Origin of the sequence: Fluviicola sp., from assembly GCF_039596395.1 — a bacterium.
Taxonomy (GTDB): domain Bacteria; phylum Bacteroidota; class Bacteroidia; order Flavobacteriales_D; family Crocinitomicaceae; genus Fluviicola.
Window position 1 is genome coordinate 2,061,120 of record NZ_JBCNJT010000001.1, and the last position, 22,185, is coordinate 2,083,304.

Annotated in this window: 18 protein-coding genes; 5 read left to right on the forward strand and 13 right to left on the reverse strand. The window is 44.4% G+C overall.

The features are described 5' to 3' along the window. Positions 1–17 precede the first annotated feature (17 nt). From ABDW02_RS09070 to ABDW02_RS09105, 8 genes are all read right to left on the reverse strand, one after another. Positions 18–1,016, reverse strand: coding sequence for a hypothetical protein (locus ABDW02_RS09070; protein WP_343634225.1), 999 nt, complete (start codon positions 1,014–1,016; stop codon positions 18–20). Next, complete coding sequence (locus tag ABDW02_RS09075; RefSeq protein WP_343634226.1) at positions 1,016–2,293, reverse strand: DUF748 domain-containing protein; 1,278 nt, start codon at positions 2,291–2,293, stop codon at positions 1,016–1,018. The genes ABDW02_RS09070 and ABDW02_RS09075 overlap by 1 nt, the downstream gene beginning before the upstream one ends. A 468-nt stretch (positions 2,294–2,761) precedes the next feature. Next, complete coding sequence (locus ABDW02_RS09080) at positions 2,762–3,628, reverse strand: YkgJ family cysteine cluster protein (RefSeq protein WP_343634227.1); 867 nt, start codon at positions 3,626–3,628, stop codon at positions 2,762–2,764. A 34-nt stretch (positions 3,629–3,662) separates the two neighbouring features. Then, positions 3,663–4,235, reverse strand: coding sequence for a hypothetical protein (locus ABDW02_RS09085; RefSeq protein WP_343634228.1), 573 nt, complete (start codon positions 4,233–4,235; stop codon positions 3,663–3,665). Position 4,236: 1 nt separating this feature from the next. Continuing rightward, on the reverse strand, positions 4,237–5,703 hold the full coding sequence (locus ABDW02_RS09090; protein WP_343634229.1) for a T9SS type A sorting domain-containing protein: 1,467 nt from the start codon (positions 5,701–5,703) through the stop codon (positions 4,237–4,239). Continuing rightward, positions 5,691–6,917 carry a hypothetical protein gene (locus ABDW02_RS09095; RefSeq protein ID WP_343634230.1) on the reverse strand — a complete coding sequence of 409 codons (1,227 nt, stop codon included), beginning with the start codon at positions 6,915–6,917 and terminating at the stop codon, positions 5,691–5,693. Before ABDW02_RS09095 ends, ABDW02_RS09090 begins: the two co-directional genes overlap by 13 nt. Beyond that, positions 6,917–8,500, reverse strand: a complete 1,584-nt coding sequence (locus tag ABDW02_RS09100) for a hypothetical protein (protein ID WP_343634231.1) — start codon at positions 8,498–8,500, stop codon at positions 6,917–6,919. The genes ABDW02_RS09095 and ABDW02_RS09100 overlap by 1 nt, the downstream gene beginning before the upstream one ends. Positions 8,501–8,538: 38 nt before the next feature. After that, positions 8,539–9,750 (reverse strand): acetyl-CoA C-acyltransferase, encoded by a 1,212-nt coding sequence (locus tag ABDW02_RS09105; RefSeq protein WP_343634232.1) that lies wholly within the window; start codon positions 9,748–9,750, stop codon positions 8,539–8,541. Positions 9,751–9,912: 162 nt separating this feature from the next. On the opposite strand from ABDW02_RS09105, the gene ABDW02_RS09110 reads away from it, so the two are divergent. Both ABDW02_RS09110 and ABDW02_RS09115 read left to right on the forward strand, forming a co-directional pair. After that, a complete protein-coding gene (locus ABDW02_RS09110) occupies positions 9,913–11,010 on the forward strand; it encodes a tetratricopeptide repeat protein (RefSeq protein ID WP_343634233.1) in 1,098 nt (365 codons plus the stop codon). 10 nt (positions 11,011–11,020) lie between these two features. Further along, positions 11,021–13,084 (forward strand): OmpA family protein, encoded by a 2,064-nt coding sequence (locus ABDW02_RS09115; RefSeq protein ID WP_343634234.1) that lies wholly within the window; start codon positions 11,021–11,023, stop codon positions 13,082–13,084. Between the two features lie 63 nt (positions 13,085–13,147). Here ABDW02_RS09115 and ABDW02_RS09120 read toward each other — a convergent pair whose 3' ends face one another. The 4 genes from ABDW02_RS09120 to ABDW02_RS09135 all read right to left on the reverse strand — a co-directional run bounded on the left by ABDW02_RS09120 (position 13,148) and on the right by ABDW02_RS09135 (position 16,431). Further along, positions 13,148–13,786, reverse strand: coding sequence for a DUF2079 domain-containing protein (locus ABDW02_RS09120; protein ID WP_343634235.1), 639 nt, complete (start codon positions 13,784–13,786; stop codon positions 13,148–13,150). Beyond that, the gene (locus ABDW02_RS09125; protein ID WP_343634236.1) at positions 13,776–14,612 is read right to left on the reverse strand and encodes a DUF2079 domain-containing protein; all 837 of its coding nucleotides are present in this window, start codon (positions 14,610–14,612) and stop codon (positions 13,776–13,778) included. Before ABDW02_RS09125 ends, ABDW02_RS09120 begins: the two co-directional genes overlap by 11 nt. 80 nt (positions 14,613–14,692) lie before the next feature. Further along, entirely contained in the window at positions 14,693–15,085 is a 393-nt protein-coding gene (locus tag ABDW02_RS09130) for a VOC family protein (protein ID WP_343634237.1), read from the reverse strand. 89 nt (positions 15,086–15,174) lie between these two features. Continuing rightward, entirely contained in the window at positions 15,175–16,431 is a 1,257-nt protein-coding gene (locus ABDW02_RS09135) for a DUF2130 domain-containing protein (protein ID WP_343634238.1), read from the reverse strand. A gap of 189 nt (positions 16,432–16,620) precedes the next feature. Here ABDW02_RS09135 and ABDW02_RS09140 point away from each other — a divergent pair, with 189 nt between their 5' ends. The 3 genes from ABDW02_RS09140 to ABDW02_RS09150 all read left to right on the forward strand — a co-directional run bounded on the left by ABDW02_RS09140 (position 16,621) and on the right by ABDW02_RS09150 (position 19,482). Beyond that, positions 16,621–18,027 (forward strand): FAD-linked oxidase C-terminal domain-containing protein, encoded by a 1,407-nt coding sequence (locus ABDW02_RS09140; protein WP_343634239.1) that lies wholly within the window; start codon positions 16,621–16,623, stop codon positions 18,025–18,027. Further along, positions 18,024–18,707 (forward strand): YafY family protein, encoded by a 684-nt coding sequence (locus tag ABDW02_RS09145; protein WP_343634240.1) that lies wholly within the window; start codon positions 18,024–18,026, stop codon positions 18,705–18,707. The genes ABDW02_RS09140 and ABDW02_RS09145 overlap by 4 nt, the downstream gene beginning before the upstream one ends. A 277-nt stretch (positions 18,708–18,984) precedes the next feature. Then, a complete protein-coding gene (locus ABDW02_RS09150) occupies positions 18,985–19,482 on the forward strand; it encodes a DinB family protein (protein ID WP_343634241.1) in 498 nt (165 codons plus the stop codon). Positions 19,483–19,558: 76 nt separating this feature from the next. On the opposite strand, the gene ABDW02_RS09155 is transcribed toward ABDW02_RS09150, so the two are convergent. Continuing rightward, on the reverse strand, positions 19,559–22,185 hold a 2,627-nt coding region (locus ABDW02_RS09155), incomplete at its 5' end, for a PKD domain-containing protein (protein WP_343634242.1).

Here is a 22,185-nt window from a genome sequence, read left to right on the forward strand (position 1 = left end):
ATCGCGGGCCTACATGTTTATTGTTTTTTGTCTTCCCGTTTTTCTTTCCGCTCTTCGCGTTTTTCCAGGCGGGCTTCTTTTTTGTCTTCCCTTTTTTCCTTACGGCGTTCTTTTTTCTTTTCTTTCTCGCGTTTTTTATCCTCCTTTTTCTTCTCTTCATCCACCAGTTCCATTTTACCGGAAGCAAAAATCACAGTAGGTATCCGTTTCATCTTTCCTACATCCAGGTAACCACTGAGTTTGATTCGGAACGTTACGCGGTCTTTATCCCCGATTACCTTAAAGATCGTTTCCAGCGGATGGTTCATTTTCAGGTTCAGCGGAAGCCTCAATACCTGGGAGCTTTGCGGACGCAGGGAAAAGTCTCTCGGAAATTTCCCCCTGGAAGCCAGGTCATCCCCTATTTTTATTTCATACTGCAAATCATGCAGGTCCAGCGATAGGTTTTTTCCCTCGTTGATAATCCCCAGGAAAAGTTGTGCTTCGATGTCCTTTTTGAACAATTTGACTTTTTTCTCTGTTTTGATCAGCTTGAATTGAGGCGGAACAGGAACTTCGATCTTTTGACTTTTGATAAAAGGTACTTTCATTCCCGAATAAACGATCACCGCAGAGATACTCAACCCGGTGGAATCTTTCCCCTGGAGACTCATGATCTTGTTGCGCGTGTGGCTGATCGGTATTTTCACCGAAAAAGTCACCGAATCAGCCTGACCGCTTTTCTGGTGCAAACCCACATAATTCCGGGTCGACACCAGTAAGGTTCCCCCCAACGCCAGATCGCAGATCACGCTGTCGATATTCATCTCGTAAGGAGCTTTATTGACCACGATTGTGTTCACTTCGACAAAAGCGGTATCCTGGTGGATATCCGCCTTTATCAATGTAATTTCCGTTACCTCCGGCACCAGTAAATTCAGCATTTTTTGTTTCTGGATAAAGAGATAGGTCAAATACCCCGCTACTCCAAGGAACAAAATCAGTAATACAGGCCAAAGCCGAAGTTTGAGTGTCATCATTTCTTTTTACGTTCGTTTTTGCGAGCTTCCCGCTTTTCTTTTCGTGCTTCTCTCTTTTCTTTACGTGCCTCTTTTTTCTCCGGATTACCTCCGAACACTTTTTCGAGGAATGTTTTCTTTCCTCCCTCCTTCAGGTTATTAATACTTATCGAATTATCAACTGAAGGTTTCAAAGCATGTAAAAATGCATTCCTTAAAACATAACTAATTGCCCGCCAGGTATTCAAATGTACTTTATCAAATGTACCGTTGATATTGATTTTGGTTGCCAATTGTTCTTTTTTCTGGTTCTGAAGGATTTCAGCTGCACTGGCAACCAGCGTTTCCCACAAAATTTGCTTGAAGTCTCCTTCTTCCTTATTCCATTGAACAATATCCAGGTTTTTCAGGAATGGTTTTACGTAACCACCGAATTTTCCTTGTTTGGCGGCAAATTCACCATACATACTGAAGGTTCCTTTTTTGACGTCGAAGTTTCCGTATTCCCTGAGCATGTCATTGAGTAACACCAGGTTCAAATTGTTCATGGAAACGTTCATATCAAAGGTAGGCTTCTTGGCCAGTCCGTCGAATTTCGCATTCAGGGCGAATTTTCCTTCGTAAGCCTCTGCACTGGCAGTAAGTGTTGCCGGAAGCAATTCCTTACTGTCGGTTACATTCGTGAGGTTCGTTGCGGTGATATTGATGTTCTTCATGGCGATATCCAATTTAGGTTTTGCACCTAAATCGTGATAGTGGACCTGGCCGTTATGGATATCGAAACGGTTAATGGTCACCGGCATCAAATCATCTACCAATTGCGCGAAATCAGCTGTATCGGCTTTCACATCTTCCCCTTTGTGTTTGTCTTTCACGAAATTGACAACGGGTTCTTCCACACTGATTTCCCCCACAATGGCACCATGGAAGATGGCCTTCCATTCAATGGACAAATCAATAGACGGAGACTTGAAGAACGGGATCGTATCTTTTTCACCGGTTTTGCCTTTTTTCTCTACCCGTTTGAGAATACGGATATCCTTAATCACGTAGGCACCGCGATATAAATGAATGTCAATGTCATCCACATGGCCGTAATACTCTTCCAGGTTTTCCAGTTTCCCGTTGACGTATTTCAACACGATATACGGCAGCAACAGTCTGAAAATGACCAATACCAAAATGATTGATCCCCAGATTATCCGGCGTTTTCTTTTTCTTTTTTTACGTTCTTCCGGAGTCATGGCTTTCTTGCGCTCTCTCCGGCTCATCTTTGGCGTTTGTTTCTTCTCCATGGCAATCGTTTTAAAAATTGTGATGGTAACGGTACAAACCCGGTTAGTAATGGAGTGGTTTCATTTATTTAGGAGAAAAGATAGGTAAAAGGTTGAATCGATTTTTACGCCAAAAGTTAATTTATTCTAATTACCAATACCGGATTCTGAATTGCGAATTGTACACGGCTGGCTCTTTCAAACGTATCCGGTTCGTTTTAAATGGATTCCCGAAAAGTTTCACATGGATTCCTGTCGGTTAAAGAATCACTTCTGTTTCGGAACTAGTGACAAAAGTTTCCGGGAGATTAACAGAAGTCTCTGTGAGATTGACAAAGATTCGCGGGAGATTGACAAAAGTCTCCGTGATATTAACAGAGGTTTCCGCGAGATTAACAAAGGTCTTCGTGATATTAACAAAGGTTCCCTTGCTATGAACAAAAGTCTTCGTGAGATTGGCTTCGGTTCACGAAAAACACGTGCACGTTTTTACTCTTTCGCACCGTGGCTTTTGGCAATTTCTATCCAATGTTCGGATAAACCTCTGGCATCGGCGCCGATGGCGTGAGCTAAAAATAAAGCCAGTGACATCATCCATTGTGCTGCTTCACGGATGGAACCGAAGGTTGTTAAACTATCCGACAATTCCGTGATTTTCCTGTTCAGGAGTTCCTGATGTGCCTCCGCGAAACGGATCAGTTCTCCGGATTGTTCTACCGAAGACGGAACCATCAATACATCCAGCCATTCGGCCGGAAGCTTTTTTACCAATGCTGTGCTGTCCAATGTTCCCGATTTTCTCCAGGAAGCCAGTACCTGTGTATCTCCCGATTCAGCCAAACCGGTATCCAGCAGCAATTCAAAGGAAATATCCGCCAGGTTCTGCATCATTTCCAGGTAAATATCCTGCGCCTGTTCAAATAGCGCTGTTTCCTGCCCGACCAAATATTCCTGCACCGTTAGTTCCGGCAATTGCAGTACTTCCGGGCATTCTTTCAAACATGGAAATGACGGTCCTTCATGCATGTATTGGGCTAATCCATTCTGAATTTGCCGTCCGAGAGGAAATAAACGGCAAGCCAACGGCCGTGTCGGATGTACACTGCATCCTTTTCCCGGTTCGTACAAGCCGCAGGAAGATTTTCCAGTGTGATTGGGTGAACCGTTGAAATGCAAAACAGCACCTGCATTCAGCGTATATTGATCCCGGAATGCTTCCGGGGACATTCCTTTCGCCCTGGCCAAACGCATCAGTTCCCACGGATTGAGCCGCACTAGATTCCCATGACAGCACGTTCCGGAACGGGAACAGGTCAATGGAAGCGAATCACTGAGAGTTAAGAGTGTGTTTTGCAAAGCGAAAAATAAAGTTTCAAAAGTATATAAATAGTTAGTTGTTCCTGGTATCACAAAATACGGAAATCAACTTCCAGCCGGATCCTTTGTTCTCAAAAATAAATTCTTCAATCCACTGCATATTGGCTCCTTTTTTATAATCCCGGTTCTCTTCCGCTTTCCGTTTGAACAGTTCTTCGTTACCAAGTGATTTATCTGATTCCAGATCATAAAATCCGCCGGTTTCATAGATTTCCAGTACTTTGTCTATTCTCCTTCTCCCAGCCAATGTAAATTTCGGATCGTGGTCTTCATGTCCTTCAATAACTAGTTTTTCGGTTATGTAGTAATCCAACTGCGTATAATCCTTAGCTTCCAAAGCTTTCCCGAAGGCTTCCCAAAATTCCGGGAAATCTTGTATGAAAACCTTGAAGAAGAGCTTTTTACCATAAGCTTTCGGGACATGTGATTTCTTCAAAAATGCAGAATCAGGTGGCAATTTATCATTGATATAAATAATTGCCTCCGGTTCACTTTTATTAATTTCCGGTGTTTTCTTCTTCGTTTCACACCCGCAAAACGGGAGAAAAACAATCAGCAGAACTAAAAAAGGAAAGTTTCTGAACATTTTACAATTTCACCAGCCTCTTCGAATGCCAGATACCGTTTGACTGACAACGAATGATGTAAGTTCCTTTTTCCCAGGAAGCCGTTTGGATGGAAGAAACCGGTACAGACGAACTGTATACTTGTTTTCCTGCCAGGTCATAAATTTCGATCGTTTCCAATGAAGCAGTGCTTTCCACCTGGATCGATTCCGTAAAAGGATTCGGGTAGATAGATACATCCGGGTTGTTTTCCAGATCTTCGACACTCAGGATGCTGTAAATGGTTGGGGCTGTATTCGGAGGAAACGCATTGTCATTTCCTAATTTCACGATGAACATGGAACTTCCCCCGGTACTGAAACCCGGGTCTGAGTGATAGCCGACCAATACCGCGTACCCGTCATTGGTTTGGATGATCTGGTTCATCTGGTCCTGGCCCAAAGCATTGTAGCCGCCTCCGTAACCTGCCCAGAAAAAGGCCGGGTAAAAACAGTTGATCACAAAATCTTCTCCGCCGGCATAGGAATACTGCGGATCATTTCCCTGCGTTACTACAAAATAACGATCACCCGGAGGAGCCGTGTAGTTCACAAATCCGGTATAACGGCTCGGGTATTGCGAATATCCGTCATCGTTTGAAAGGTAGCTTCCGGAAGTGGTGAAGAAAATATGATAGTTGTCGGTATCTGTTTTCCCGACTTTGGTTCCTTCACCCACGCATTTCAGCTGATTGGATACCAATTGAATGTCATTCAGGACATATTCCCCGTTGCTTCCCGTTAAAGTGTCCCAAAGCATGGAACCATCTATGTGGTAATACCCGATGTATGCTTTCGATTTAAGTGAATCTGCCAAATAACCGGTCCCGACAATCGCGAACGTCGTATCCGTAACCATTACGGCTTTATTGAAGTAATCCACTCCGACACCTCCTTGCTGCTGATTCCAGATCTCGTTCCCGTCTTTGTCAATGCGTACAAAATACTGATCAGGAGTTTGCTCCGGATTGGCATCCGTTTCACCGAGCATCACCATACTGGTATCGGGCAATAAAATGGCGTCGTGAATGCGTTCCCAACCACCGTTGTTGTACCATTTTTCCCACAATTTATTCCCCGAAAGATCGGTAAACACCACGTAAGCATCAAATCCATCCGTTGAATTACTGGAAGAGGTTCCAAGGATGTAATACCCGTAATTCGGAACATGGATCACTCTTCTGCCCTCTTCGAATTCCGGTCCGCCGTAAACCTTTGACCAGACATGGAAGCCTTGCTTGTCGAGCTTCATCAAAAATGCCTGCGAAGGCGCGTCTTCAAAACTGGAAGAAGATCCAGTAACGATATAACTGCTGTCCGGCAGCTGGGCTACACCTTCCGCTTTGTCGTATCCGGAACCTCCGAAAACGTGGTAAAATTCGATCTGTCCGTTTGACTCCAAAGCGCAAATCAAACCCAATGAAACGATTATATATTTTAGAATACCCATGACAAACGAATTACTGCTGATTGACCAAATCCTTTTTTAGATACCAGGCCGTAGATGTCGTCCGTACCTAATTGAATGCCTACATTATTTCCGTGATAACCCAGCATCAATCCGCCACGCACGGTAGAAGACCCGCCGAAAGCAACGTTTGCCGATGCTGAAACACGTGGCACGAACCGGTAGAATAATCCTGCAAACCCGGTCGGCACAATCCCGATTGTGGGATAAAAGCGGATTCCGAAGAAACTCTGCAGTTTTTTAGCCGAAGATACATCTACCAATTTCATAATCTGAATATATGCGGGAACCATCACCCAACGTTTTACCTGTTTCTTTTCCACGTTCAGGGAATCGAGCAGGGAGAAATTATCTCCGAACAAATTTCCGCTGTTCTTGATCTGATCCAGGGTAAATCCGCTGTAATGGTAAGTCGAATCCGGAGAATAGCTGGTTTGAGGCTCAAACATATAGGCTGCTCCTAAATTCTGTACTGAAAACTGGAAAGTAGCCGAATCTTTCAGCCACGGAACTTTCAGGTAAAAATCAAAATCAATGGCAAACCCCAGTCCTTTGCTGAATGCTTTCCCGGAGGAATAGGTCATATCGCCATTTAAATGCAGGCTGACAGAATCCATATTCGGATCCTGGGAGAATTGTCCTTTGCGGATGTACCCGCCCAATTGGTTTTGGACATTCACCACGTTTAAAGTCAATGAACTTCCTGTTTTTTTGTGGTAAAACCCGAAACCGGCTTTCTGAAACTGCATTCCCGAAACACGTGTTCCGGTGAGATTCGCCGTATCTGCTCCCAGGTAGCTGTTCCCGTAGAAGCTCAATTTGAAAGCGTCTTTGGTATAATTGATATTCCCGATGGCGTAATATCCTCCTTTCACCAGCCAGGAATATTTCCCGGATTTAAATAAGCTTGAGACACCGGAAACATAAGTCACTTCCCCGGAGGCAAAAGCTCCGATACGGTTATTCCCGCGTGTGGATTTCAAGGTGCGGTCTTTCATTTCCGGATCAATATACCCGCCGAAAGCCAGTGTATTCACGAATTCCTTCCGCATGGAAGTTCCGGTAACATCGAAATTCCCGTTGATAAGCAACCGGTTGCGGTGTAACAAACTATCCCTGAAAACCGGGAAAGTAGATTGACCGAAGGAATTTCCTGCTAAAAATAAGAGCGTGCATGCAAAAAGTAGTTTCTTCATTACAGGTGATTTTCAAGAGTTAGATTCGCACCCAGTTTAAACTTGAAGAATGCATTTGCAGGAATCGGAACCTGTACGTTGGCCCCGCCCGCATTGTAGGTATTCAGTTTCAATTTGATCATACAGTGTTTGACCGAAGCGATGTTATCACAAACGGATTCCGAAACCGGGAAGTAAACCTGGCTTTTCTTTTGCATGATCCCGTTCACCACCGACCCGAAAACGCTTGATTCAATAGCACTTGTTCCGGAAACTACGGCAATAGTCTGGTAATTGGCATCCAGCAGGTAAAGTTCCAGGCTTCCTTCAAACGGGAAAGCATTCATGGCATTCACCCAGATCTGTCCCGATTTTACATTCGTTTTGGTCGGGTCGTTGACTAAGCTTAGTGCAAACGTATCCTGGAAAATCAAATCCGTCAGGCCGACATTCAGCGGGAACATGCCGTTCAGTTTCACGCGCAGCGGGTGTTCATCGTAAATTTCATCCCAACCGCCGGAAACATTTCCCCACGGGTTCATTTGTAACTGAAAGCTCAGTTCATTTTTTGCTCCGTGGTTCTCAATGAACTGTTCAAAATTGCTGTTCCCCGGTGTAAAATGTAAGGTTGTATTGCTCGGAACGATGTTGTTTACATTCGATCCGGTGGCTGCATTGATCGTATTCCAGGTACCGATATTGGGATGGTTCAGCGAAACCGTATTTCCTGCAGCGTTGATGTTTTTAAGTGAATTGATCTTGAATTTCCCGTTTACTTTCAATCCGTTCTCAATAGCCAGGTCGAAAGTCATTGCATCCACATCCAGCAATCCGTCGGTAATGTTATTCATCGCATCGATGGTTGCATAAACGGTATCCGACACCAGCTGGCTTCCGAAATAGCCGCGTGCATAATCCAGTTCCACATCTTTCATAGAGAATCTGAACTTGATTACATCCGAGGTCGTAACATTGACTGTTGGCCCGTCGGGATCGGAAGTAACGGTGAGGAGTGATTGAATACGATTGTAGGAAAGTCCGTACTGTCCGGTCAGATCCAGTTCATACCCGCTCAGATCTACCAGCCCGGTAACTACTCCCGGATTGCTTTGTGTTCCGGCAGGAGCCACAAAATTTTGGGTCAATACGGCCCCGTTTTTTGTAACGCCGGGCAGTTTGATCGTAAAATAGGTTTTCGTTCCTATCGGATTGTATACTTTGAGTTCTATTCCTCCGCCTTTTACCCGGATTTTCTTCAACTGAACATCTCCAATATTCATCGGGTGTTCTTCGATTGTTCCGTTTGTGAAACTGGTTCCCGGTGCCGCCGCAAAATTCAGTGCCATCGGGAATGTACTCTCCACTGTTGTATCCGGAAGTGCCACAAAATCGCTCAATTTAAATTCAAAGAGCGAAGAGTTGATATCCAGGACATAATTGCCGCCCACCACGGTCAGCAGTGAATCTGCCACCAGGTTGGACAATGTCAGGCTATCGTGAACAAGCGGAACTTGCCAGTCCGTATCCCAAACAGCTTTATCGCGCTTCTTACAGGAAGAAACGGCAAGCCCGAGACCAAGTAATACAAAGAGGAGTTTTTTCATGGTATGGTAGAGATGCAAAAATTCAACATTGGTTGGAATTAAACGCGCTCGATAACAGTCGCGTAGCCTTGTCCGACCCCGATGCACATCGTCACCAGCGCATATTTTCCTCCTGTGCGCTGTAATTGGTTTGCAGCAGCCAGTAAAATACGTGATCCGGACATTCCAAGCGGGTGTCCGAGTGCGATTGCTCCTCCGTTCGGGTTAATGCGCGGATCAAAGTCATCCAGACCCATTGTACGGGTACATGCCAGTACTTGTGCAGCAAATGCTTCATTCAATTCCAGAACATCCATTTGATCCAGCGTGAGTCCGGCTCTTTCCAGGGCTTTACGGGAAGCTTCCACCGGCCCGATTCCCATAATCCGTGGTTCAACTCCAGATATTGCCGCAGAAACGATTCGAGCAACCGGTTTCAGGTTATGATCTTTCAATCCGTTGTCTGACGCCAGTAACAAAGCTGCTGCTCCGTCATTCAACCCGGAAGCATTTCCTGCTGTTACCGAACCATCCTTTTTGAAAGCCGGTTTCAAAGCTCCTAAGGTTTCCAGGGTAGTTCCCGGCCTCATAAATTCATCTTTATCGAAAACCAAGGGGTCTTGTTTTTTTCTCGGAATGGAGAGCGCTACAATTTCCTGGGCCAAAATTCCTGCCTGCTGAGCGGCAAAAGCTTTCTCCTGCGACCAAACTGCAAATTTATCCTGGTCTTCGCGGGAAATGTTGTGCAAGTCCGCCAGATTTTCGGCAGTCATTCCCATCGGATCGGTCCCGTAAAGTTCATCCAGTTTCGGATTGATGAATCTCCACCCGAAAGAAGAATCGTACAATTGCTGATCTCTTCCGAAAGGAGTTGAAGATTTGGACAATACCCACGGCCCGCGGGTCATGTGTTCCATTCCACCCGCAACATAAATATCTCCGGCGCCCACCTGGATCGCTCTTGCAGCATTCACAGCCGCCGACATTCCGGATGCACACAAACGGTTTACGGTTTCTCCACCTACTGAAATCGGGTATCCTGCCAAAAGCAATGCCATACGCGCCACGTTGCGGTTATCTTCCCCGGCCTGGTTGGCACATCCCAAAATCACATCTTCAATGGCTTTCGGATCGAGGCCCGGTACTTTTTTCAACAACTCCGCCAAAACGTGTGCTGCTAAATCATCTGCTCTTACCGGAGCTAAAGTTCCTCCGAAATTTCCAATGGCCGTTCTTACACCGGCCACGATATATGCGTTATTTGTCGTCATTAAATCCTTAGTTTAACTTCTTTTCATTTATTCCTTTACGAAATTACGGAATATTCTTTGTCATTCGTTTTCTGTTAAAAGGTTTCTGTACTGTTGATAAGTATTGGATTTGGGAGGGGATCTTTTTTATTAAATTCAACACCCTAAACCAAATTACAAGCTATGAAAAAACCCGTCCCGATGATGGTTGGAATGCTATTCTGTAGTTTTATTTCTTTCTCACAAGTAGAAAGTATGACCCCGGCAGAACTCAGGTACCGTGATTCAATCACCAAGTTGAATCAGAGTAACGCAGCCATTGCTGCAAGCCAGGAAGCTTACAACAAAGGAATTGAGCTTTTCAACCAAAAAAATTACAAGGAGGCTATCGTCTCATTTAACAAATCAGTTGCTTCGGACCCGAATTTTACCGCTGCTCTTTACAACAAAGGTGTGGCAGAAAATGAAGCAGAAATGTACCAGGATGCCGTTACGACATTCACTGCATTAATCGGAAAACAGAAAGGATATTCCAAGGCTTATTTCCAGAGAGGAAGAGGATACCAGGGCCTTTCGGATTATTTAAAGGCTGAAAAGGATTACGAAGAATCCATCAAATTGGATGCAAATAACCCAAAGGCGTACTACAACTACGGAACCTTAAAATTCTTGCAACAAGATTACAATGCTGCCATTAAATACTTTACCAAAAGTATCGAATTGGACCCTAACAGTCCGATGGCCTATAACGACCGCGGAAGCTGTCACCGGATGATGGAAAACTACCCGAAAGCAATTGAGGATTACGAGGCCGCACTACGCAAAAACCCGAACCTGGCTTTCGTATTGAACAATGTAGGAACGACCAAAAAGAAAATGAAGGACTATGCCGGAGCATTGGTCGCGTTTAACCGCGCAATCTCCGTAGATGCCAATTTCTTTTTGGCTTACAACAACCGTGGAGTGACCTTGCTGGAGAAGGGAAGTTTGGATGATGCGATCAAGGATTTTGAAAAAGCCATGCAAATCAACCCGAAATATGCCCCGGCAGCATCCAATTTATCCGGAATTTATTTCAAGCGTAAAGATTTCAAGAAAGCAGAAGACCTGGCAACAAAAGCGATCAACATTGATCCGAATTATGCTTCCGCTTATGTGAACAGAGGAATGGCCCGCGAAATGCTCCGTAAAATGGAGGAAGCTTGCAGCGATTGGAAAAAAGCAAGTGATCTGGGATCTACAGAAGGAAAAACATGTCATTCAGGAAACTGCAGCAACTAAAATCAAAACGATGAAAAAATTATTGACACTAGTCGTTATTGGTTTAACGACAAATCTATTCGGACAAAACGTGGATTTTAAATCTGCCAGTTTTAAAGATGATAAAGAAGGTTTAAAAGCAGCAACAACTGCTATTGAAAAAGGCGATGAATTCTACAAAGTGGGAATGGAAGCCGTTTTTGCTGTGCAGGATTATGGTACGAATTTCAAAAGCGCTTTAAGAGAATACGAAAAAGCACAAAAATTCAATCCCAACAATGCTTTGCTTAATTACAAAATCGGTGTTTGCCATGCCAATTCCACCAACCCGGTTGCGGCCATCCCATACATCAAAACAGCACAAAAATTAGATCCGAAGTGTGATCCTTTCCTGAATTTCTACCTGGGATACACTTCTCAGCTGGAAGGAAAGTACGATGAGGCTTCCAAATATTACATGGTCTTTGAAACGGAATACAAGAAGGCAGATAACTTCATGAAGTTCTTGAATCAACGCCAGAAGCAATGCCTTACAGCCAAGAAATTCGAAGCTGCTCCTGTTCGTTGCTGGGTTGATAATGTTCCGTCATTGAATACGGACAGAGATGAGATCGCTCCATCTATTTCCACGGATGGTTCGGAAATGATCTTAAGTTCTAACAGGCCAAATAGCCATGAACCGAATGCATTGGGAATTTACGATTACGAAATCTACGCTTCCTCTTTGCTGGAAAACTGGTCTACTCCCACCAAATTGCAGGGACCTATCAACTCCAACAATGACGATATTTCCAACTGTTTGTCGTATGACGGAACTAAAATGCTGTTGCACCGCGATGCCGGAGGCCAGACAGATATCTATGAGTCCAAACTGAAAGGAAACGAGTGGTCGGACCCTAAAATCCTGAGTATTTTCATCAGTACGGATAAGAACAACGAACGCTATGCTTCCTACAACGAAGACGGGTGGAAAATCTACTTCAGCCGCGATAATGAAGTGCGTGAAACGGGAGCCGAAGTGATGTTCTCGGGGATGCAGAATAAAATGAAACAGGATTTCATGATCGCTACGATGCTTACGGGTGTAAACTCCAAATTCAATGACGGACCGATCTACATCCACATTGACGGGGAAAGTATGTTCATCGCTTCCGAGGGACACGAAGGAATGGGTGGATACGATATTTTCGTTTCAAAGAAAGTACAGGGTCAGTGGACAACTCCTGTAAACATGGGATATCCGATCAACAGCCCGTATGACGATTTCTTCTTTGCTTCTACTGCAAACGGGAAATTCGCTTATATCTCTTCCAACAGAGCCGGCGGAAAAGGCGGATACGATATTTACAAAGTAACGTTCTGGGGACCGGAGAAAAAACCGATTTCCGAGACAGAAGATTACTTGCTTGCAAGTGTGGTGATGCCGGTAAAAGATCATAACATCGAGAAATCCGTTGAGGTGAAGAAAAAGAGTTTGACGGTATTTAAGGGAATTACGATTGATGCGATTTCCAGAAAACCGGTTGAAGCTCAGATTGAGATTACCGACAACGCTACCGGAAAAGTGATCGAAACATTCACTACCAACTCGGCAACCGGTAAATTCATCATCACGCTGAACTCCGGGAAAAACTACGGTATTGCAGTAAAAGCAACCGGCTACCTCTTCCACTCCGAGAACTTTGACATTCCGGAAGGATCGGCAGACAACCTGGTCAATAAAGTGATCGAATTGAAAAACATCGCTATCGGATCAAAAATTGCACTTCGCAACATCTTCTTTGATGTAAACAAGGCAACGCTTCGCCCGGAATCCAACGCGGAGTTGGAGCGATTGGTTCAATTGATGAAAGACGTTCCGGGATTGAAGATCGAAATTTCAGGACACACGGATAATACCGGTTCTGCAACTTTGAACGAAACACTTTCTCAGCAGCGTGCAGAAGCGGTTGTAGCTTACTTATCCCAAAAAGGAGTTTCTGCCAGCAGAATGACTGCTAAAGGTTACGGTTCTTCCAAACCGATTGCATCCAACAACAGTGAGGACGGGAAACAACAAAACCGCCGGACTGAGTTTGAGATTAAAGGGAATTAATCCTGATAAGCAAAAAACAGTAGGCGCGCGATTAATCGCGCGCCTACTGTTTTTATGAAAGAATCACTTGCGTTTTACCAATAAAACTTCCTGGTTGTCTACCAGTTTGATCCAGTCTGCAGATTGTCTGAAATGCTCGATTTCTGCCTGGAAAAGCGAATCACTGAAAAAAGGATACCACACGTCCTTTGTAGAGAACATGACATATTCCGCATCTTTTACAATCGGGTACATGTAGCAAAAATCACGGTTTGCCAGATGCGGTACCAGGTTTGACTGACAGGAAACAACCGCATCTTCCGGTATCAGTTTGAAAGCCTCGTACACCGGCTTTACTGCGTATTCCTTTTGGTAATGTTTCCCTGAAAGAAAATTGATAGTGACATTCGGCGCATAGAAATAAGGATGGCTCAGCCGTTTATGAGTCATTACCATAGCCAACACGACGTTGATTGTACCGGCTATTCTTTTAAACGATTCTTTTTTGAGTTTATCAATTACTTCAAAAATACCGATCGCAAAAATGGGCGTAAATTCAATGCAATAATGAAACCCCGCGCCCCAGATAGCAGGCACATCGTGAAACAGTTTCTGGAAAAAAACCGGAACCAGCATCAGTAAATAAGCAGGCCTGAATAACAGCAATCCCATTCCGGAAAACAAGAGGTATTTGATCAGGTCCGATTTTGTATTATCGGCCATCGTATCGCCTGAAAAAATTTGAAACCATTAAATGAAAGGAATCTACCGGATGCATAAACAAGTGAGTAATTGCCTCCGGCATTGTTTTTCCCAACGAGGAATAGTCAAAATGCGGATATACACCGGTTGGCGACAGAGCCGGCATCACAAATTTCATCAGGATCACGAAATAAACCAGTGATGCGAACCCCGAAAAGATCAGGAAGAAACGCCATTTGCGTTCTTTCCAATTCAATAAAGCCAGCCCGAAACAAATGAATGCAATCCACAAACCACTGCTTTCCTTACCCAACCAAAGCAACACCACAAAAAAAGCAGCCCACTTCATCTTTCTTTCTTTGGTAAAAACGAACAACCATGGAACCAGCATCGCGATGACTACACTGTCATGAAAATCGTACGACAAGGCCAGAAAGACTCCAAAAAAAGAATAGAAAAAGAGCATGGCCAGCATGGCCAAAACCCGGTTCGATTTGAAATACCGGTAAACTCCCAGCCCTCCGAATAATACACTTGCTATTTGGAAAACCAATAAAGTGTACGATCCGAAAATCCAAACGAAAGGAGAAATCAGCAGGAGGTAAAAATCAAAATGGTCTCCCATCAGATTCTGAGGCTCTGGCTTAAATGTGGTACTGTCGTTCCATTGAAAATGGGAATAATCGTATAAAGCATTGGAATAAAGCCCCAGGTCCAGCGCATAGGTGCGGAATAGGTAATGGTTTACCAATGAAACCAGACAATAAATAACCGCAAAAACAAAAACGATTAGGTATTTCTCGGGCACTGATTTGAAAGTGCTGTATAGATTCTTTAGCTGATTCATTCCGGCGCTAAGATATCGAAAAAACAGGCAGGAACGCGAAGCATCGCCTCCCCACAGTTTTTTTTAAATTACCTGCCGGTTTAATCCATAGGAGTGCAGATCTCAATCAGGAATCCTTCCAGGTCCCGGACGTAAGCAACTACTTGTCCCCACGGCTTTTCTTTCGGTTCTTCCAGCAAGGTAGCTCCGTTAGAAAGCGCTTTTTCTACCAAAGCCGGAACGTCTACTGTTGTAAATCCAAGTTCCATCCCGAACGGTTTGGATTGGAGGCTACTTTCCTGGAACCCATCTCTCAAATTTGATTTTGCCAAAGGAAGTGCAGCAAAAGACAGGGTTGTTGTTCCGGTACTTAATTCCGCGTACTCATCTCCCGGAGCAATGAAACGGACTTCAAAACCAAAGGTTTTGGAATAAAACTCAGCTGTTTTCTTAACATCTGAAACGTAGAGAATAGAGTATGCGAATTTGATCATCATGTATAGTTTTGCCTTCAGCTCCGCTCAGTCAACTTGACAATAGGTAACTGAGCGGAGTCAAAGTTCCTGTCGTTTTTTTCAATCAGTTAATCTTCCTCATCCAAATCGGGAGCATGCGGTAATTCCAGGGCTCTTACTTCCTGAACGGCATTTCCGGCAATTCCTTTCACCGAACCGTACATATCAATGGTGTTGACAATCACTTTTTCAATTTGTTTTTCGCGTTGTTTCCAGATACGCTGCATAGACCTCTTTTCGCTTTCAAGGTCGGCCTTCATTTGAGTAAACCCTTCCACAATGGCTTCCACCTGCATCCGGAACGTTGAACTCGTGAGGAAATCATAGAGCAAATGCATTTTATCTCCTTTATTTTCCTGGGCAACCAATGTGCTGCTAATCTGGATGATTGTTTCCCGCAACACCGAGCACAAGCCTTTGAATTCTTCGTAGGTACAAACCCAGATACCGTCTCTCATTCCCATCCGCTGCATATCGGAAGGCATGACTTCGGTCACCAGCACACCGATATCGGCACCTTTATCGCGGATATCTGCTTTGAATTTTTCAATCCAGGACGGTGAGAAGTCTTTTGCCCGTTTGGATTCGTAATAAATCGTTCCGCAATTTTGCTGCACACGCGTATGAACCGTTTGAATACAATCTCCTCCCCTCGCTCCTTTCCGGATTTCTTCAATGGTGTCCATCGGGAAATTCGCCATCAACCATTCCTCGATCGCTAATTCCTGTACTTCTCCCTGAAGTTGCATCGAACCCTGTTCCTGCTTGCGCTTCATTTCTTCGGTCAGCTTCTTCTGGTCTTCCAATTGTTTCAACAATTCCCTGACACGTAATTCATTACGTTCTTCTTCCGTTTTGCGGATTTTCTCTTTTTCTTCCTGAAGCTGGGCATTTAATTTTCGTTGGGATTCCGCTTCCACCACTTCCTTCAACTCGTCCTTTTCACGCTTTAATTTTTCAATTTCAGCTTTGGTACGGTTCAATTCTTTGATCTGTTCGGATTTTTCGTTCAATTCTTTCTGAAGGTCTGCGAACTGTTCGCCCTGCTCCTGCAGCAATTTTGTTTTCAGCTTTTCCTCCAGGTTTTTGCGTTCTTCCTTCAGCTTCTGTTCGAAACGTTCCTGGAAAAGTTCATTTTCACGGCGTTTTTTCTCCTCAAACTCTTCTTTTTCACGAAATAATGCATCCTGCTTTTTAGCAAATTCATTGCGCGTCTCATTTAGTTCGTTCTGATATTTGCGCTGGATCTGTTCTTCCAGCTGATGAGCCAAAATATCATTTACATCGATGTGAGTCCCGCAATTCGGACAAGCAATTTGATTCATAACCGGTAAAAATTGAACAAACTTAAAATTACTACGATTTTGAGAAATAACCCGCGGTTTTCCACATTAAAAAGCAAAAAATGCGTCCGTTTCATGAAATAATATCCGATTTCATAAATCCGCTTTCAAAAACCGGATATCCATCCCGAACTCAAGTCAAATTCGCTACTTTTACCAAAAATCTGCACCATGACACAGGGCTTAGAGGAAAGACACCTCCTTTTTTTTAAAAATCTGCTCACAGACCGCGTTCACACCGGCCCGGCAATCGATGAAAAATATGCTTCCGATCACACCGAAGACTTTGTGTTCTATCCGTCAGTGGTAGTAAAACCTGAAACGGTTGAAGAAGTTTCTGCTATTATGAAGTATTGCTACGAGCAGGATCTGATCGTAACACCATCCGGGGCGAGAACCGGCCTGAGCGGTGGAGCTCTTGCCAATTACGGCGGAGTATTGCTGAGCATGGAACGCATGGACAAGATTCTTCACATCGATGAGAAGAACCACCAGGTAATTACTGAGCCGGGAATTGTAACGGAAGAACTCCAGAATGCCGTAAAAGCAGTTGGATTGTTTTATCCGCCGGACCCCGCTTCCAAAGGTTCGTGCTTCATCGGTGGAAATATTGCGGAGAACTCGGGTGGTCCAAAAGCGGTGAAATATGGTGTAACGAAAGATTGGGTACTCAACCTGGAAGTTGTTTTACCGAACGGAGATATCCTGTGGACCGGAGCAAACGTCATTAAAAATGCCACCGGCTATAACCTCACTCAACTGATTGTGGGAAGCGAAGGAACTTTGGCTGTTGTGACAAAAATCGTATTGCGCCTCATTCCGCATCCAACGCACAATTTGTTGTTGCTGGTTCCTTTCAGAAGCGGGGTTGAAGCCTGTGAAGCCGTCGGAAAGATATTCATGGCAGGAATCATTCCCAGCGGATTGGAATACATGGACCGGGACGCCATTATTTTCACCACGCCTTATGTAGACGATGCCCCGAACCTGCTCAAAGACGATCACGACGCCCATTTGCTGATCGAGTTGGACGGTTTCAATCCGGATATCCTGATGCAGGAGTGCGAAAAGATTATGGAGTTGGTAGAGCAATTCGACATTGATGAGATCCTTTTTGCAGAAACTGAAGCCCAAAAAGAAAGCCTTTGGCGCTTACGAAGAAAGATCGGGGAATGTGTGAAAACTCATTCTGTTTATAAAGAAGAAGATACGGTTGTTCCGCGAAACGAATTGCCGAAATTGCTGAAGAAAGTAAAGGAACTGGAACAAAAATACGGCTTCAAATCTGTTTGTTACGGTCATGCCGGCGACGGGAACCTTCACGTGAACATTATCAAAGACAACCTGGATGATAATGCCTGGAACAACCAGCTTCCCGTTGCCATCCGCGAATTGTTTACAGAGGTTGTTCGTTTGGGAGGAACCATTTCCGGAGAACACGGAATCGGGCTGGTGCAAACACCCTACATGGATTTGGCATTCAGCGAAACCGGCCTCGATCTGATGCGTGCAATCAAACAGGTATTTGATCCTAAAAATTTGTTGAACCCCGGAAAAGTATTGCCTCCTAAAAGATGAATCGCGTAGACCGTTTATTTGGTATAGTGACCTTGCTTCAATCCCGCAAGTATGTGAGTGCAGAGCGCATTTCTGAAAAATTTGAGATCAGCGTACGTACGGTTTACAGGGATATCAAGGCAATCGGCGAAGCAGGAATCCCGGTCAGTTTCGAACCGAATAAGGGTTATTTCATCATTCCGGGCTACTTCACTCCTCCTGTTTCCTTTACCCTGGAGGAAGCAAATGCCTTGTTACTGTCCCAATCACTGATCGGAGGATTCGGAGACCGTTCGGTACAAGCTACATTCGACAACGCTCTGACCAAGATTAAGGCTGTTTTGAAACAAATAGATAAAGAAAAAGTGGCCATTCTGGACGAAAGTATCAAGCTTCAGCTTCCTTCAAGGCTTACTTTTGAATTTGAATACCTTGCCCAGATCCAGCATGCAATTACCGAGCGCAACCAGGTTAAAATCACTTATCGAAGCTTGAAAGACGAAAGCCTGGAGCGAACCATTGAACCGATCGGTTTGGTTTTTTATGCTTTTTCCTGGCACTTGATCGGTTATTGTTTACTACGCAAGGATTACCGCGATTTTAAGGTGGAACGAATCGAAAAGCTTTACAGAACAAGTTGTCCTTTCGAAGTTCCGGAACACATGCCATTGAGCGCTTATAAATTACCGGTGGATTATTAGCAAGTTTAAAGGGTTCAAATCTTCTTCGCTCTGTGCCTTCGCTGAAGCTTCAGCATAAGCGTTGCGAGCTTCGAAGGTTCAAAGTTGTTTAAAGAATGAAACATTTGAACATTTGAACATTTGAACATTTGAACATTTGAACATTTGAACATTTGAACATTTGAACATTTGAACATTTGAACATTTCTATCTTTTTGCATTTTTATTTTGAATTGAAAAACAGACTGCCATAGGGTTGTCAGTGACGGGTCTTTTCTTTGTATAAAAATTAGAAATCATGACAAGAAAAGAGCAATTACAAGCGCAATTGGCTGCAGAAGCTGAAACTACCCGGAAATTTATTCAAGCCTTCCCTTTTGATCAAAAGGATTACCGGGTACACGAAAAAAGCATGAAGATCGGTGATATTTTCCTGCATGTGATCGAACTTCCTCTTTGGGCAGAAATGGCTGTTACTACCGATGAACTGGATTTTGAAAAAGCTCCTTACGATCCCAAACAATTGAATTCGACAGACGAAGCCATGACCTACTTCAACGAATGTGTTGCCAAAGGAATGAATGCTTTGGAAAACGCAGATGATTCCGTATTCGATGAAGAATGGACCTTGCGTTCCGGTTCAAAAATCCATTTTGTGAGTTCGAAGGAAGATGTTGCACGTGTTGCTCACAACCAAACCGTTCATCACCGTGCTCAATTGGGGGTAAATTACCGGTTGCTTGGAATTCCTGTTCCTCCGAGTTACGGTCCGACAGCTGACTTTACAGACTTTTAATATTCCGAATCTCTTTCAAACAAAACGGGCGGTTGTCATCTGACAGCCGCCCGTTTTTCTATAGAAACATTATTGATTATTTCAACATATTCACGTGCCCTTCATACTCACGTGCTTTTTTATCACCACCACCTTTAGCAACAATTCTCCAGGTATAAACCCCTTCTTTTACCGGAGCATCGTGGTAAGTTCCATCCCACCCGAAGTTCACGTCGTGTGATTCGAACAGTACTTCACCCCATCGGTTGTAGATCGTAAAGGTATAGTCATCCAATGACATTCCATCCGGAACAACCGGTTTAAAGATGTTGTTGAACTCATCTCCGTCAGGAGTAAATGTATTCGGTACGTACACCAGGAATTCTTCGATGAATACAATCGGTTTACAAATCTCGTTTTTACATCCGTCCGGTGAAGTAACTTCCAGGCAAACCTGGTAACTTCCGGCTTCAATGTCACCGTAGTTTATGGACGGATTTTCATTGGTTGAAGTTCCGTAAGCTCCGAAATCCCATGCATAAGATGCTGCATTTTCAGAGTTATCATAGAAGTGAACCGTCGAATTGATCGTAGTCGGCGGAACCGGTGCCCACGTGAAATTCGCAATCGGATCCGGTACCACACACGCGATGTTTTGCAGGGTAGTATCTGTGATACAACCATCCGTAGTGGTAATCTGAACACTTACGTCGTAACATCCGACCGGAATATACGTGTGTGGAACAGATAAACCATTTCCAGTTGAACCATCCCCGAAATCCCAGCTTGCAGCGGTAATCAAACCTGAAGTTGCCTGCGGGAAGCTAAATGTAGTCGAAAACGGTGAACAACCGGATGCCGGTGACACCAAAAATTCCGCACTAGGTAATGCATAAACCTGAACTGTGACAGGTAAAGTATCGTATCTGTAACACTCATCATGAGCCACCATCAATACGGTTTCTGATCCGTTTGGAGTATATGTGTAAGATGTTCCGTTTGACAAGGTATCGTGCGTAGTCGGAGTCAACCATTCGTAGGTGTATCCTGGCAATCCGTCAACTCCGGAACCTGTCATTGTAACCGGTTGTCCCGGACAAGCCGAAACAGGAGTCGTTACTGAAGCAACAAACGGAGGTCTTACCGTTACGTTTGCACTTTGTGCATTCGATACACATCCATTCTGATCATAAACCGTACATGTAAATGTTGCCGGAGCAGTCAGGTTTACATTTAAGTATTGGGTAGTATCTCCCGTGTTCCAAACAAAGTAGTAAGGCGCCGTTCCTCCTGTTGCATTACCGGATAAAGTACCGTAACCGTCATAACAGATCAGTAATCCGTCTTCCGGAATAGCTCCCTGAACCAATGGTTGTGGTTGCCCCACGGTAATTGTACCTGACTGAGTACATCCTGCTGCATCCTGGATCTGGATTGTATAAGTATTTGCACAAAGTCCTGTGAATGTATTGGAAGGCTGGAATGTAGCACCGTTATCAACGCTGTATCCGGTTGCCAAATTCGAATTAATTGTAATCGTACCGTTGCAATCTCCGTTACATAAAGCATCTGTCGCACTTGTACTTGTAATCACCAATAATGGCGGTTCTGTAATGTTAAAGCTTTGAGTAGCCGTACAGCTGTTGTTATCCGTTACAGTCAAACTGTAGGAAGCTGCACAAAGTGCGTTTGTTGTGTTCGAACCGGTAGCACCGTTCGACCATGCATAGCTATAAGGAGTAGTACCACCGGTTACTGTCGCTGTTGCATCTCCGTCACATACTCCATGACAGCTTGCATTGTTTGTTGCAATGTTCTGAATTGCCAACTGAGCCGGTTGGGTTACAATAACTGTCGTATTTACCGTACAGTTATTCGCATCCTTCACAACCGTGTTGTATGTTCCCGCACTCAGGAACTGAACAGTCGTTTGGTTTGAGAACGTTGCCCCGTTATTGGTACTGTATGTATAAGGTGCTGTTCCACCCGATGCACTGAATGTGATTTGCCCGGTATTGTTGTTGAAGCAAGTCAATGCAGTTGGCGTGACAGTTGCTGTTAGTGGTGCCGGTTCTGTTACTGTTACAGGTTGCGTATCCGTACATCCGTTTGCATCCGTGATTGTCAGGGTGTAAGCTCCTGCACAAATATTCGTGATCAATGAAGCTGCCTGTGGTGTCCCGATCGAGTATGTGATCGCTCCTGTTCCACCCGATACTGTTACCTGCAATTGGCCGTTACACGCACCGTTACAAGTTACATTCTGTACTGCTGCCCCGATGATAATCGGTGAAGCCTGGTTGGAAATGGAAACCGAAGTACTCGCCTCACAGCCATTCGCATCCTCGATGAACACATCATAGACTCCTGCAGGCAATCCGGTATAAGTGGATGCTGCTGCGTAAGTCGTTCCGTTATCAATACTATAAGTATAAGCACCTGTTCCACCTGCTCCTGTGATAGCAATCTGTCCGTTTGATGCCGCACAAGTCTCATCCGTTGGAACTGCATTCAGGGTAACCTGAGTTGGCTGCCCGATAACCTGAACCGCTGTGATGAAACAATCGTTGTCATCCTTGATCTGGATATCCACGTTCCCTGCACACAAGTTCTGAAGCGTCGATGAAACATAGTAGTTCAATCCGTTGTCAGGGCTGTATAAGTATGGTGCTGTTCCTCCGGCTGCATTCACTACGATCTGTCCGTCGCATGCATCAAAACACT